Below are 14,583 nucleotides of genomic sequence, written 5' to 3' on the forward strand. Positions count from 1 at the left end.
TTTTTAGAAGCTTTTGAACTTTCTGAACTTGGACATCCAAAAAGTTTCTCAGAACAAACCGTGAGCTTGTCGGGGTGAGTCCCCTCCATCTTGCTTTCGCAAGACCGCTCTGTTTGCTTGAACGCCCCATTGGGGCGATTCATTGCTTTCGCAACCGCAAAACTTTTCAGCGTCTATTGGTTCTTTTCAAGGGCTTCCTGCTGTGGCTTCGGAAGTCATTCTTTTGCCTCAGCGCTTGGCGCTCAAGTATAATACCACACCCCCGCCTCCTTGTCAACACTTTTTGACAGATTTTCTCCAATTTCTTTGCAGAATAAAGGATCTCCCTGTTTTTCACCCGTTACAGGACGTGCCTTTTTCTTGACAAGGCGGCGGGCAGAACGTATTATGGAGTCATCCCCCAGCATCCTGTGTAAGGTAGCTATACTTATTCTATAAGGGAGAAGCGCCATGTCCTGTGTCAGTATCCGCGGCGGGCGCGCTATTATATTATATATACATTATATTGCGCTGCAGAGGAGGGCTTTGTTTATGATACTCACCGTCAACATTGGCAACACCCACATCACCGTGGGCGGCTACGAGCAGGATACTCTGCGTTTTTGTGGACGGCTGCACTCTGATACCGCCGCAACGGTGGACGAATACGCCATCCGTCTGGTGAATCTACTCTCTCTGCACGGTGCATCGCCGGCACAAATTGAAGGCGGTATTCTGGGCAGTGTAGTGCCCGTGCTGAGCGGCCGGGTTCTTTCCGCTTTGCGTATCCTCTGCAATGCGCGCATCCTGACGGTCGGCCCCGGCCTGAAAAGTGGCATCAAGCTTCGGCTGGACAACCCCGCCCAGCTGGGCGCCGAGCTTTTATGCGGTGCTGTTGCTGCACTGGCAGAGTGTTCCGGGCCGCTGGTGGTGATCTCAGCCGACACCGCTATCTCCATGATGGCAGTCAATGCCAAGCAGGAGCTTGTGGGCGGAGTGATCCTGCCCGGGCCGCAGCTCTCGCTGAGCGCACTGGTAAAGAACACCGCTCAGCTGCCGCAGATCGACCTTGCTGCAAAGGCTCCTGCATCCATTCTGGGCAAGAGCACCTCTTCCTGCCTGCAGAACGGCTTTGTACTGGGCACTGCCAGCCTGCTGGACGGTCTGGCGGAACGTTTCTGCGCAGAGCTTGGCCCGCAGACAGCATTCTACGCCACCGGCAATCTGCCCATTCCCATCCGGGAAGCATGCTGCACCCCTATTCTATACCGGGAGACCCTCATCACAGACGGGCTGTACCGCATCTGGATGAAAAACAAAAAAGGATAACTCGAATCCTCCCGGCGCACCGAAAAAGAAAAACCAGAACACGAATGTGTTCTACGGGTTTCAGGACAGTTCGATTTTTCCCCGGATGAACAGTAGTCCTCTTGTTAGACATTCCTACAGGTTGGCAACCGCAGGCTAAGCAAAGCCGCGCTGTGGCTGATTGCTTGCCCTGCTGTGCAGGGCCTGACGGGTTGCGTTTGCTGATTTTTCTGCAGCCCCTTGGCAGGGCTTTGAAAAATCAGAACGCGGCCCCAACAACTCCTCCCTGTTTCAGCCGCAGGCTGCGGTCGTCGTCGTTGCTGTTCGAATCCTCCCGGTCGCACAAAAAGAATCCCCGGCACACGAAAGTGTGTCGGGGATTCTTGGTGCGACCGGGAGGATTCGAACCTCTGGCCTTCCGGGTCGGAGCCGAACGCTCTATCCAGCTGAGCTACGATCGCACATATTTATTTCATCGGTGTAAAGTAGTATAGCACAGCCACACAAAAAAATCAAATATGAAATGTCGATGCTATCTTGCAAAAGCCGCAGCGGCCCATATAATAGAGGTGTGCCCCGGTGTGCGCGGGCACGGTTTAGGTTAAAGGATAAAAAGAGAACATGAAATCAAATACCAAAACACTGACCGAAGGCCCTCTGGCCAAACAGATCTTTCTGGTCAGTCTGCCGCTGGCGCTTTCCAACCTGCTGCAGGTGCTGTTCAACATGTCGGACGTGGCCGTGGTAGGCCGGTTTGCAGGCTCTACAGCGCTGGGCGCGGTGGGTTCCACCAGCATCCTCGTCAGCCTGTTCACCGGCTTCCTGATCGGCCTGAGCGGCGGCATCAACGTGCTGGTGGCCCGCTTCTACGGTGCACGGCACGAGCACGATGTGGAAAAGACTGTCCACTCCGCCGCCATCGTCAGCCTGATCGCGGGTGTGGTGCTGCTGTTCGTCGGCCTGCTGGGTTCCCCCTTCATGCTGCGGCTGCTGAACACCAAGGACGACCTGCTGCCCGGTGCCATCCTGTACCTGCGGGTGTACTTCCTTGGTATGCCCGCTCTGGCCTTGTACAACTTCGGCAACGCTGTGTTCAGCGCCATCGGCGACACCAAAAAGCCGCTGATGTACCTGTCCATTGCGGGCGCACTGAACATTGCACTGAACCTGTTCTTTGTCATCGTGTGCCAGTTAAGCGTCATGGGCGTGGCGCTGGCCAGTGCCATTTCGCAGTGCGCCTCTGCCGGGCTGATCCTGCACGCTTTGACCAAAGTGCAGGACTGCTATGTACTGGACACCAAAAAGCTGCATCTGGACCCCGCCACAACAAAGAGCATTCTGGGCCTTGGTCTTCCGTCCGGTTTCCAGAATGCCATTTTCGCCATTGCAAACCTGTTCATTCAGGCAGGGGTCAACTCCTTCGACTCTCTCATGGTCAAGGGCAACAGCGCCGCCGCCAATGCCGATGCCATGATCTACGACTGCATGGCCGCATTCTATATGGCCTGTGCAAGCTTTATGAGCCAGAACTACGGCGCTGGCAAGCCGGACCGCGTAAAGAAGAGTTATTTCATCAGTCTGGCCTACTCCTTTGGTGTGGGCCTGATCCTGGGCGGAAGCCTGTTCCTCTTTGGCCGCACCTTCCTTGCCCTGTTCACCACCGAGAGCGCCGTCATTGATGCCGGCATGAAGCGCGTGGGCGTGATGGGCTTTGCCTACTGCATCTCCGCCTTTATGGATTGCACCATCGCCGCTTCCCGCGGACTTGGCAAGACTGTGGTGCCCACCATTATTGTGGTAATGGGTTCCTGCGTGTTCCGGGTGATCTGGGTATACACCATCTTCGCGCACTTTCACACCATTCCCTCGCTGTACGCACTGTACCCCTGCAGCTGGGCGCTGACCGCCCTTGCCGAGATCGTGTACTTCGCACACTGCTATAAGGAATCGATGAGGATTTTTGAGCAGCCAAAAGCTGCCGCATAAAGCACAAAAGCTCCTGTCTGAATGGGCAGGAGCTTTTGTGTTACTGAACTTTTACTTCACCGGCCAGAACGCGCTTGTAATCCTCATAGTTGCGGGCCAGCAGGGCGGGGGTATCCAGACCATATGGGCACTTGGCCTTGCACCGGTTGCAGTGCAGGCAGCCCTCGATCTTTTTCATCTTGGCCTGACCTGCGGGGCTGAGATGCTCTGCCGAGGGCGAACGACGCAGCAGCAGGCTCATGCGGGCGCAGTTGTTGATCTCGATGCCTGCCGGGCAGGGCATACAATAGCCGCAGCCGCGGCAGAACTCGCCGCACAGCTCGGCACGATCCCCCTCAATGACGGCACGGATGTCGTCGGTCATGCGCGGCGGGTTGTCGATATAGGAGAGGAACTCGTCCAGTTCCCTTTCACGCTGCACGCCCCAGATGGGCAGAACTCCATCGAACTGCGCCTCAAAGGCATAGGCTGCGGCGCTGTTGGTGATCAGTCCACCGGACAGGCCCTTCATGGCGATAAAGCCCATATTTGCCGCCTTGCACTTGTTCACCAATTCCAGCTCCTGCTCACCGGAGATATAGCTGAACGGGAACTGCAGCGTCTCGTACAAACCGCTGTCAATGGCCTCATGGGCCACCTTCAGGCGGTGGTTGGTGATGCCGATATGCCGGATCATGCCCTTGGTTTTGGCCTCCTGCATAGCCTCGTAGAGGCCGGAGCCGTCGCCTGGCTTCGGGCAGAATGCGGGATTGTGGAACTGGTACAGGTCAATGTAATCGGTGCGCAGATTGGTGAGTGAGGTGTGCAGATCCTTCCAGAAGTCCTCTGCGTTCTGCGCTGCCGTTTTGGTGGCGATATACACTTCCGTGCGGATGCCGTCAAAGGCTTCGCCCAGCTTCACCTCGCTGTCGGTGTAGGCGCGGGCGGTATCAAAAAAGCGGATGCCTGCCTTGTAAGCCTTGCGGGCCAGATAGACGGCATCTTCCTGCGAGATGCGCTGGATGGGCAGTGCGCCGAAGCCATTTTTGTTCACCGTGATGCCGGTGCTGCCAAGGGTGACCATATCCATAGCTGTTTCCTCCACTCGTGGGTGTAAAGACTCTCCTTTTTCATTATAAAACGAACGATTCTGCTGTGCAAGAAGTTAGGCAAAGCAAAAGGGCCTTTCCCGAAGGAAAAGCCCTCTTTGCTTACTTTTTACTGATAATCGTGGTTCAGGAACATCGCCTTGATGACCACCACCTCGTCGTATTCCTCCTGTTCCACCTGCACATCTGCGTTCAGGGACTTCAGGCGGTTTTCCACGGCAGTCAAAGCCTCCGGCACGGTGACGGCGCGGCCCTCTTCAATGGCATCGGCCATCTGCTTGAGCACGATGGGATGTGCGTAATGGCTGGGCACCGGGAAGGCACCGTTCGGGTAGTGCTTCACGTATTCTGCCATAGCAGCTTCGGCCTTCTCGGCCCGCTTCATGATGGCGCTGTGGTTGTTGTGGGCAGTGGGCAGCATGTTGTAGCTGGAGAACAGGAAGATGGCTGCAAAGCCAAACAGTGCAAAGTAGATGCCATAGCCGCCGGTGTGGGTGGTAACGGCATACAGGCCGTAGGCCGCGGAGACGATGCCCATAACAAAGATGGCAAGTGCCACATAGCGGTACACCGGCTTGCTTTGCAGCTGGGCGCGCTTGCGGCGCTCGGCTGCACTCAGCTCATCGGCGATTTCCGGCTTTGCTTCCAGATATTCCTTTGCCCTGCGCAGCACGGTGATGCTGTGACGGGCATCGTCGGTCAGCTCGCTTTCCGGCAGCTTGCGGGAGGCCTTTTCGGCTTCCTTCTTCTGCAGCATCTGTTCACCGGCTGCGCTGAGCAGATGGATCTGCGGCTGCTCTTTGGCCAGCACCTCCAGCAGCTTGTCCACATCCCGCTCGTCCTTGAAGTTGCACTGCTTCTGCTTGCCGCCATCGTACTCCACCACAAGGTAGGCCATGGAGGCAAACATGCCCTTGCCGGTAAAGCCGCCGGAGCTCATAGCCACCCGCTTGAACACGCGGCTGATGCTGCCATAGGGCAGATAATAGCGGCGATCGATGTAAAAGCTGTTGAGGTACAGCGCCTTTTTGCCAACGCCGCAGGGGCCGATCTTTTGCAGGACTTTCTGTCCTCCACCAGCTCCTGATTATCAAGCTTTGCCATACCCAGCTGTGCAGGTTTGAAGATCATGGAAGTTCCCTTCTTTACTGTTAGTTTCCGGTCCAGCCGCAGATGCTGCAGCCATTCCAAATAAAATCACCGGTTCTATTTTCGCACTGCAGCCCTCAAAATGCAACCCCTTCTGCTGCTAAGATTTGCACAAAAGGTTTGTCTGTTATGTCAAAACACCCCCGTCACTGCGGGGTGCAGCGGCGGGGGTGTCAGAGTTTAAGGCTTATGCGGTGCGGCAGACATCCTTATGCCTTCTGAGAAGCGGTGTGCTTCTTGGTGGCATGGATGAAGAGTGCCAGCATTGCGATTGCAAAGATGATGCCGATGGGGTATGCAACGGCAGTGTTGTAAGCGACCAGCTTGCCGTCTGCGTAAGTATTGATCATCTTGCCCAGGCACTCAGGTGCCAGCACGAAGTAGGTGCAGGACACAGCGCTCATGAAGGTAGCGGGCACAGCGGTGATCCAGTAGTTCTTCTTCTCCTTGAACAGGTACATGGATGCAGCCCACAGAACGATCATGGCCAGCGTCTGGTTGGTCCAGCTGAAGTAGCGCCAGATCACGGTGTAGTTGATGAAGCCCAGTGCGTTGCCGATGCCAAGGAAAGCGCCAACGCCCAGAACCGGAATGCAGAGCTTCAGGCGGTTTGCGTAGCTGTCCTGATCGATCTTGAGCCAGTCGGCCAGGGTCAGACGAGCGGAACGGAACGCGGTATCGCCGGAGGTGACGGGGCAGATGACAACGCCGATCATTGCCAGAGCAATGCCAACGCCGCCCATGGTCTTTGCACACACGTCGTAGATGGCAGCAGACTGACCAGCAGCCAGAGCCTCGGCCAGACCAGCCATCTTGCCGTCGGTGATGGTGTACAGTGCGCAGCCGGCAGCGGCCCAGATCAGAGCGATGACGCCCTCGCAGACCATTGCGCCGTAGAACACGAAGTGGCCCTGCTTCTCACTCTTCATGCAGCGAGCCATCAGAGGCGACTGGGTGGAGTGGAAGCCGGAGATAGCGCCGCAGGCAACGGTGATGAACATGAAGCTCCAAATGGGAGTGCCCGACGGATGCATGTTGCCGAAGTTTGCCCAGATCTCGGGGATGGTGTAGGCGGGGTTGGTAAAGATGCCGAAGATAACGCCCACAGCCATGATGATCAGGCAGATGCCGAACACGGGGTAGATCTTACCGATGATGGCATCAATGGAAATAAAGGTTGCGATGAAGTAGTACACCAGAATGATGATCAGCCAGAACAGGGTGGTGGTCAGCAGACCGGACATGCCGCTGTTCTTGCACAGGGTAACGATCAGGCCTGCGGGGCCCACTGCGAACACGGTACCAACCATGATCAGCAGCACAACAGAGAACACACGCATGATGTTCTGCATGACAGGTCCGAGGTATCTGCCGGTGACCTCAGCGATGGATGCGCCATCGTTGCGCTCGCTCATCATACCGGAGAAGTAGTCATGCACACCACCTGCAAAGATGGTGCCGAAGGTGATCCACAGGAACACCACGGGACCCCACAGAGCACCCTGCAGTGCACCAAAGATGGGGCCCAGACCTGCAATGTTCAGCAGCTGGACGAGGAACAGCTTCCACTGGGGCATCACAACGTAGTCAACGCCGTCGTTGATGCGCACAGCAGGAGTTTCGCGGTCGTCCGGTCCGAACGTGTTGTCAACGATCTTGCCATAGACAAAGTAGCCGATGATCAAGAGCGCCAGACAGAGTAAGAAACTAATCATACCAGAAACCTCCTTTTTGATTCAAACCACAGCCAGCATTTTGCGTGCCCAGCTGCGGCTCTGACCAATCTCTGGCTTCATGTTAACACTTTTTTCATAAAGCAGTTAATATTTTTCTGGTATGGTTCCCATATCAAAAAGTATATGGCAAGATGCTTCCGCGGAATACCCGCAAAGAATTTTTATCGCGTTCACGACAAATTTTCTTAATTCCCCGGCAAAGACCTTTCCCGGAACCGGTCAAAGCCGCTGCTGCCAAACTTTCTGGCCTGCTTTTGTGCAAGTTGCTCAATCGTTTTCAATTTTCTCCGCAAATCGTGATTTCTTTGCCTGAAACGCCGCAAAATACAAGGCACCCTCCGCCGAGCCATTTCAGCGGAGGGTGCCTTATTCAGCAGATCATTTGTATATATCTTTGTATATATCGTGTCATGCCTTCTGGGCTGCCTTCTTCGTTGCGTGGAGGAAGACTGCCAGCATTGCAATGGCAAAGATGATGCCGATGGGGTATGCAACGGCGGTGTTGTAGATGGTTGCGCCTTCTGCGGTCTTGGCGTTCAGCAGGCCGCCCAGGCATTCGGGAGCCAGAATGAAGTAGGTGGAAGAGACCGCGCTCATGAAGGTAGCGGGCACAGCGGTGATCCAGTAGTTCTTCTTCTCCTTGAACAGGTACATGGATGCAGCCCACAGAACGATCATGGCCAGCGTCTGGTTGGTCCAGCTGAAGTAGCGCCAGATCACGGTGTAGTTGATGAAGCCCAGTGCGTTGCCGATGCCCAGGAAAGCACCAACGCCCAGCACAGGAACACAGAGCTTCAGGCGGTTTGCGTAGCTGTCCTGATCGATCTTGAACCAGTCGGCCAGAGTCAGACGAGCGGAACGGAACGCGGTATCGCCGGAGGTGATGGGGCAGATGACAACGCCGATCATTGCCAGAGCAATGCCAACGCCGCCCATGGTCTTGGAGCAGACATCATAAATAGCCTTGGACTGGCCCATGGCCAGTGCTTCGGCCAGACCGGTGTTCAGGCCGCCGGTCACCTCGTACAGGCTGCAGCCAGCAGCGGCCCAGATCAGAGCGATGACGCCCTCGCAGACCATTGCGCCGTAGAACACGAAGTGGCCCTGCTTTTCACTCTTCATGCAGCGAGCCATCAGGGGCGACTGGGTGGAGTGGAAGCCGGAGATTGCACCGCAGGCCACCGTGATGAACATGAAGCTCCAGATGGGAGTGCCCGACGGATGCATGCTGCCAAAGTGATCCCAGATCTCCGGGATGGTGTAGGCGGGATTGGTGAAGATGCCGAAGATGACACCGATGGCCATGATGATCAGGCAGATGCCAAAGATGGGGTAGATCTTGCCAATGACGGCATCAATGGAGATAAAGGTTGCAATAAAGTAGTACACCAGAATAATGATGAGCCAGAACAGCAGCGAGGTGAGCACGCCGGAAGCGCCGCTCTGACTGCACAGCTCCACGATCAGGCCTGCGGGACCCACCGCGAACACAGTACCCACCATGATGAGCAGCACCACCGAGAACACACGCATGACGTTCTGCATCACAGGGCCTAAGTACTTGCCGGTGATCTCGGCGATGGAAGCGCCGTCGTTGCGCTCGCTCATCATGCCGGAGAAGTAGTCGTGCACACCGCCCGCAAAGATGGTGCCGAAGGTGATCCACAGGAACACCACAGGCCCCCACAATGCGCCCTGCATGGCACCAAAGATGGGGCCAAGGCCGGCGATGTTCAGCAGCTGAACGAGGAACAGCTTCCACTGGGGCATCACAACGTAGTCCACACCGTCATTGATGCGCACAGCAGGCGTTTCGCGGTCGTCCGGGCCGAAGGTGTTGTCCACGATCTTACCATAGACAAAGTAGCCCACGATCAGGATCGCCAGACAGAGTAAGAAACTGATCATACCAGAAACCTCCTTTTTCTTTGTGCCGGAATCATGGGAGCATTTTCCATATTTTCCATTCATCCCGGCCAGCTTTCTAGGTCTATGTTAACATATTTTTCATAAAAGTGATAATATGCTTCTGGTATGGGGGCATATCAAAGACCATATAGCCGCAAAGTTTTTTAGCCGATGTTTCGTCTCTTTTTCGCTCGATTTATCAGCAAAAAGACAGCCGCAGCGCATAAAGCGCTGCGGCTGTCGGCCAAATTCCTTTGCTTTCCGGTTTTTCCGCATTCCGATATTTTGCCAGTTCTTAACCGGTTTCGGCGGTCATTTCACGGTCAGCGCCGCCTGCTTGTGCAGCAGCTGCACAAAGGTCTGCTCTTCCGGGCGCAGGGTCCCCCTGTCCGGATAGACCAGAACATCCTTCATGCGCTGGCGCTGGGCCGGGCATTTCCTGAGCACCAGATGGTATTGTTCCAGCGCCCGCTTTGGCATGGGCGAAGCCCACATATAGGCATTGGGCAGGTTCTGCAGGATGGAAAACTGGCTGCACCGCTCATACACATGGATGCGGCGGTTCGGGTTCGTATGCCAGCGCAGGCCGCTGTCCTCACCGCCGGGCAGCTGGAAATCACCGTGCAGGACTTCCATATAGCTGTTCAGCTGGGTGATGTCGGTCACTTCGCACTTTGCCAGCGGGCCTTCACGGTTGGTCAGCAGCCGGTATTCAAACTCCATCACCGGCTCCCGGTGCAGGCCGTGACGGTCGCAGTAGCGGTGGTAGTAATCCTCGTCCTCCTCCGCGTAGCGCAGCAGGGCCAGATGATAGCCCCGCCGCAGCACATGGTCCAGCGCTTCCATGGAGCCGGATTCCCGGATATGCACCCGCAGCTGCTGGCTGTCTGCCATCTGCTGCAAAAAATCCACCGTCGCGTAGGAAGCGTAGGTGGCGTGGGGCAGCACCACCCGCAGCTCCGCACAGCTGCTCTGCCGGCTGCGGGCATCCAGATCCAGCCGGTCCACCTCGTCCAGCACCCGCTCTGCCTGCCGGATAAAATGCCGTCCCTGTTCGGTGGGGATCATGCCGGTGGACGAGCGCTCAAAGATGCGGATGCCATATTCCTCTTCCAGGTTCTTGAGCGCCTTGCTCACATTGGGCTGGGCCGCATACAGCTGCTTTGCCGCCGCACTCACGGAGCCCCACTTGCGGATGGCCACCAGATAACGCAGTTCCGTAATATTCATGTGACTGCCCCCTGTTCCAAAAATCATTCCTATTTTATCAAGCCGGGCGGCCGGCTGTCAAGCCAAATGCGGTTGACGCGCCCCGCGCAGAGCTTTATAATAAAAATGCTGTATTTACAAAAAGGAGTTTAGCTGCTATGGAGACTACCTACCGTGTTCTGCGCATTGAAGAGCAGATGTATGGCTGCGAGGAGCTGCCCGCCGGTCAGCCGGTGCTGTACGATGTCACGCTGGCCGATCCCGCCGGGGAGCGGCGCACCCTGCCCTACCCGGACAAAGAGCTCACCCGCCTAGGCATCGACGAGGGCAGCACGGTCGTCCTGACCGCAGACGGCACACTGAAAAAAGCATAAAATGCAGGAGGAACTTATGAAAAAGATCAAAACCTCTGCCCTGATCGGTCTGGGCGCACTGGGCATCCTGTTTGGCCGCAAAATGCCCGGCGTGCAGGTCATTGCCGATGAGGACCGCATTGCCCGCTACTCTGCCGAACCGGTCGTCTGCAACGGCGAAGCGTGCAGCTTCCGTTACGTCACCCCTGCCGAGGGCAAACCGGTAGACCTGCTTCTGGTGGCCGTCAAGGCTACGGTGCTGGAACAGGCCATTCAGGACATTGCAAAGTTCGTAGGGCCGGACACCGTGATCCTCAGCGTGCTGAACGGCATCACCAGCGAGGAGCACATTGACGCAGCCTATCCCGGCCACACCCTGTGGAGCGTTGCCATCGGCATGGACGCCACCCGCACCGGGCGCACGCTGGTGTTCAATCAGGCGGGCAAGATCCAGTTCGGTGAGTGCAGCGGCGAGATGACCGACCGTGTGCAGGCCGTGGCTGACTATCTGGACGAGTGCGGCATTGCCAACGAGCCCTGTGGGGATATCCTTTACAAGCAGTGGAACAAGCTGATGGTGAATGATGGCCTGAATCAGGCCGCAGCCGCCTTTGACCAGCCCTACGGCGGCCTGCGCCAGCCCGGCGAAGCACAGGACATGATGCGCGCGGCCATGCAGGAGGTCATCCGGCTGGCGAACCTTGAGGGCGTGCCCCTGCCGCCGGACAACGATGTGCAGTTCATCGATGCCATGATGCCCACCTTTAACCCCGAGGGCATGCCCAGCATGCGGCAGGATGTGCTGGCAAAGCGCCCCACCGAGGTGGAGGAGTTTGCCGGTGTGGTGCGCCAGCGGGCCAAGAAGTACGGGATGCCCACCCCTGCCAACGACTTTTTCTACACCCGCATCCGCGAGATCGAGGCGGGATACGACCAGTAAGGAGCCACCCATGCATACGCTTTATTTCACCCGCCACGGAGAGACCGTCTGGAACGTTGAAAACAAGATCTGCGGCATGACCGACAGCCCCCTCACCGAGCGGGGCCGCCAGCAGGCCCGGAAGCTGGGCGAAGCCGTCAAAGCCAGCGGGGTGCACATCGATGAGATTCTGTACTCTCCCCTGTCCCGCGCCGCCGACACCGCCATGGCCATTGCCAAGGCCACCGGCCTGCCCGCCCGGTGTGAGCCGCGCCTGCGGGAGCAGTGCTTTGGCAAATACGAGGGCACGCCCCGCAACGGCGGCGAGTTCCGCGTTTCCAAGACCCACTTCGCCGACCGCTACGACGGCGGCGAGAGCATGATGCAGCTGGCCCAGCGCATCTATAACCTGCTGGACGAGCTGAAGGCTGACACCGGCAAGACCTATCTTCTGGTAGCCCACAACGGCATCGCCCGGGTGGTGCAGACCTATTTCTACGATATGACCAACGAGGAATACGCAGCTGCGGGCATCAAAAACTGCGAACTGGTGGAATATCATTTTGAATGATGTCAGCGGGAAGCAGACGATTTAAAATGGCTCCGCGTGCGCTGCGCCATAAACAGCGGAAATATTATTTTTATAGAAAGAAAGCCGGAAAATCTGCGGATTTTCCGGCTTTCGCTTTTCACGGGAGGGAACTGGACGGCAAACGGCAGCGCGGGAGAAAGCAGGCGCAGACTCCTTCCGTCATTGCCTGCGGCAATGCCACCTCCCTCATGGAGGGAGGCTTTATCCGTGCGGCAAAGTTACTGGCTCGAGTACAAAGCTTACGAGCGCGCCTGCTCCCCTGCGGGGAGCTGCCGCAGCAGCGGCTGAGGGGCCTTGAAATCGGCGTAACACAAAAAATCCTTTAGCGAAGCGACTTGGATTTTTTGTATGGAGCCCATCTTCTTTGGGGTTACTAGGGGCGTGTAGCCCCTAGTTCGTGCCTCCCGCGCCTCGAAAGTAGCGGAGACCTTGCCGCGCTGAACGCGCGGTATTTGCTACGCAAACCGGTCTGCGGCTTAAAAGCCCCACTGGGGCTTTCATGCCCTGCGGGCACCGCCGTCCTTTCTGGTTCTCTTTTGGCACGCAAAAGAGAACATACCCGGCGGCGATGCATTTTGCAAAAAGCATGAAACTTTAAACACGCGACTACTCTCTGTGCGGGAAGCATCCCCCGTATCATAAAAATCAGCCTTTATACAGCCCAAACAGCTTGAGCAGCTTCTGCCAGAAGGTCAGGGTCACAGCCGCCGGTTCCGGCTGGGCAGCCGGGGCCGGGGCCGTGATGGCAGTGGTCTGCAACGCAAACTGCACCGCGCCCACCTCGGTGTTCTCTGCCGAGGTGAAGCTCTGCACCTCCCCGCCGCCGGAAAGACTGTTCAGCAGGCCGTCCAGCTGGGCACCCATGTCGATGTCGGAAACGCTGCTGCGCAGCTCGCCGGTGCCGCCGGTCAGCTGAGACGCTCCCTCCGCCAGCTGCGCAACGCCCGCCTTCAGCTGGGCCACGCCGTCGGTGTAGGCGTTCAGGCCGTTGTCCAGCTGGACGTACTGGGCGGCAAGCTGGTTCACGCCGTCGGTGAGCACCGAGAGATTGCCCAGCATCCCAGTAAGCACACCGGCCAGCTGACGCACACCGGCGTCAAACTCGCCGTAGCTGCCGTTCAGGGTGCTGCTGCCCTCGTGCAGCTGGGCGATGCCGCCGTTCACGGTGTCGAGATAGGTCTGCATGGCATCGATGTTGGCCGTAGACCCCTGCAAAAGCAGGATCACATCCTTGAGCTGCGGCATCATCCACACCATGCCCTGCAGCTGCTGGATGGCCTTGGCATTGCCATCCTTTACCACGTCAAGGTCAAGGCCGTTCTCTTTCAGGATGGCCTTGTAGGCTTCAAAGCTCACCTGCTGTTCCAGCTGTGCCGCGCCCTCATCCAGCCGGGCAATGCCGTCCCGGATCTGGGTAGAGGCATCCAGCAGGGTGTTCAGCTCGTCGGTGGAGGCCGAGATGCCGTTCAGCGCGGTCTGCATCTGGGTGAGGGCGGCACGCACCCGGGCTGAGCCGCCGGTCAAGGCACCGGAATTGCCGTTCAGGGTGTCGATGCCCGCCTGCACCTGCGCAATGCCGTCTGCCAGCGCGTTGGCACCATCGTCCAGCTGCACGGAACCGCTCTGCAGCTGTTCCAGCATCCCGGTCAGGTCCATATCCCCGAGGTCGAGGTTCAGGTTCAGCCGCACGCCGTTCAGGGAAACGGCATCCATGGCAAAGTCCGTCACATCGGCAGTGACGGTCACATCGCTGTCCGCGCCCGGCAGCAGGATGTAGGAAAGCTGCTTTTTGCTGCCCACATTCGCCACCGTAGCGCCCGGCGCGCTGATGTTCCGGGCAAGGCCGGTGTCCAGACTCATGGTCACCTGCAGCGCGTAGTCGTCAAAAAAGCTGCCGGTGCAGTCCGGGTTGCGGCTCACCTGCAGCCGGATGGAAAGGGCACCGCTTTTGCCGCCCAGCTCGTCGGGGCTGATTTCTGCCCCGTCCAGCGTATAGGTCAGCTTTACCACCCATGGCAGGGCCGTGGCGGCGTCCATGGTGCCCTCATAATAGAGCTTGCCGTCCTCGGTCACATGCACCGTGACCGTATCGCCGCTCTGCTCCACGGCATCGCTCGTGGTCATGTTGCGCACGGCAGTGTAGCTGCCGTGGTCCGCAACGGTGTCCCCCGCCTGCACGGAAAAGCTGTTCACGGCGTACACGCCGGTCACCGCACCGGAGGCCGTAAGATTTGCATAAATGACCTCTTCCTTGGCAGCGGAGGCTGCTGCAAAAGCTGGCAGACTGCTGCCCGCCAGCAGGCAGCCTGCCAGCGCCAGCGCCGACACCCGGCGCACAAATCGATGTTTCATCTCG

12 protein-coding genes and 1 tRNA gene are annotated in these 14,583 nt (G+C 57.6%); 6 read left to right on the forward strand and 7 right to left on the reverse strand.

The genetic code is table 11. The annotated features are described in order from the left end of the window. Nucleotides 1-531 precede the first annotated feature (531 nt). Nucleotides 532-1,308, forward strand: a complete 777-nt coding sequence (locus tag PXT33_RS00460) for a type III pantothenate kinase (protein WP_044953371.1) — start codon at nucleotides 532-534, stop codon at nucleotides 1,306-1,308. Between the two features lie 363 nt (nucleotides 1,309-1,671). Here PXT33_RS00460 and PXT33_RS00465 read toward each other — a convergent pair. Next, nucleotides 1,672-1,748: transfer RNA gene (locus tag PXT33_RS00465), tRNA-Arg, on the reverse strand. Nucleotides 1,749-1,908: 160 nt separating this feature from the next. On the opposite strand from PXT33_RS00465, the gene PXT33_RS00470 reads away from it, so the two are divergent. Next, the gene (locus PXT33_RS00470) at nucleotides 1,909-3,273 is read left to right on the forward strand and encodes an MATE family efflux transporter (RefSeq protein WP_005936940.1); all 1,365 of its coding nucleotides are present in this window, start codon (nucleotides 1,909-1,911) and stop codon (nucleotides 3,271-3,273) included. A 40-nt stretch (nucleotides 3,274-3,313) separates the two neighbouring features. Here PXT33_RS00470 and PXT33_RS00475 read toward each other — a convergent pair whose 3' ends face one another. The 5 genes from PXT33_RS00475 to PXT33_RS00495 form a co-directional block, all read right to left on the reverse strand. Beyond that, on the reverse strand, nucleotides 3,314-4,342 hold the full coding sequence (locus PXT33_RS00475) for an aldo/keto reductase (RefSeq protein ID WP_332375735.1): 1,029 nt from the start codon (nucleotides 4,340-4,342) through the stop codon (nucleotides 3,314-3,316). A gap of 128 nt (nucleotides 4,343-4,470) precedes the next feature. Next, nucleotides 4,471-5,319 (reverse strand): ATPase P, encoded by an 849-nt coding sequence (locus PXT33_RS00480; RefSeq protein ID WP_347070420.1) that lies wholly within the window; start codon nucleotides 5,317-5,319, stop codon nucleotides 4,471-4,473. 400 nt (nucleotides 5,320-5,719) lie between these two features. Beyond that, the gene (locus tag PXT33_RS00485) at nucleotides 5,720-7,225 is read right to left on the reverse strand and encodes a carbon starvation protein A (RefSeq protein WP_097774059.1); all 1,506 of its coding nucleotides are present in this window, start codon (nucleotides 7,223-7,225) and stop codon (nucleotides 5,720-5,722) included. A gap of 429 nt (nucleotides 7,226-7,654) precedes the next feature. Next, nucleotides 7,655-9,154 carry a carbon starvation protein A gene (locus PXT33_RS00490; protein ID WP_097781033.1) on the reverse strand — a complete coding sequence of 500 codons (1,500 nt, stop codon included), beginning with the start codon at nucleotides 9,152-9,154 and terminating at the stop codon, nucleotides 7,655-7,657. 312 nt (nucleotides 9,155-9,466) lie between these two features. Next, nucleotides 9,467-10,384, reverse strand: coding sequence for a LysR family transcriptional regulator (locus PXT33_RS00495; protein ID WP_179860434.1), 918 nt, complete (start codon nucleotides 10,382-10,384; stop codon nucleotides 9,467-9,469). Between the two features lie 137 nt (nucleotides 10,385-10,521). On the opposite strand from PXT33_RS00495, the gene PXT33_RS00500 reads away from it, so the two are divergent. The 4 genes from PXT33_RS00500 to PXT33_RS00515 are packed head-to-tail and all read left to right on the forward strand — an operon-like array spanning nucleotide 10,522 to nucleotide 12,553. Then, nucleotides 10,522-10,737: a hypothetical protein gene (locus PXT33_RS00500; RefSeq protein ID WP_332375736.1), complete on the forward strand. Its 216-nt coding sequence runs from the start codon at nucleotides 10,522-10,524 to the stop codon at nucleotides 10,735-10,737. A 16-nt stretch (nucleotides 10,738-10,753) separates the two neighbouring features. After that, entirely contained in the window at nucleotides 10,754-11,656 is a 903-nt protein-coding gene (locus tag PXT33_RS00505) for a 2-dehydropantoate 2-reductase (protein WP_332375737.1), read from the forward strand. Nucleotides 11,657-11,666: 10 nt separating this feature from the next. Beyond that, nucleotides 11,667-12,206 carry a histidine phosphatase family protein gene (locus tag PXT33_RS00510; RefSeq protein WP_332375738.1) on the forward strand — a complete coding sequence of 180 codons (540 nt, stop codon included), beginning with the start codon at nucleotides 11,667-11,669 and terminating at the stop codon, nucleotides 12,204-12,206. A gap of 26 nt (nucleotides 12,207-12,232) precedes the next feature. After that, on the forward strand, nucleotides 12,233-12,553 hold the full coding sequence (locus PXT33_RS00515) for a hypothetical protein (RefSeq protein ID WP_332375739.1): 321 nt from the start codon (nucleotides 12,233-12,235) through the stop codon (nucleotides 12,551-12,553). A 319-nt stretch (nucleotides 12,554-12,872) separates the two neighbouring features. Here PXT33_RS00515 and PXT33_RS00520 read toward each other — a convergent pair whose 3' ends face one another. Continuing rightward, nucleotides 12,873-14,579: a hypothetical protein gene (locus PXT33_RS00520; RefSeq protein WP_332375740.1), complete on the reverse strand. Its 1,707-nt coding sequence runs from the start codon at nucleotides 14,577-14,579 to the stop codon at nucleotides 12,873-12,875. Nucleotides 14,580-14,583: the final 4 nt, after the last annotated feature.

The sequence above is a fragment of the Faecalibacterium taiwanense genome (assembly GCF_036632915.2).
Classification (GTDB): domain Bacteria; phylum Bacillota; class Clostridia; order Oscillospirales; family Ruminococcaceae; genus Faecalibacterium; species Faecalibacterium taiwanense.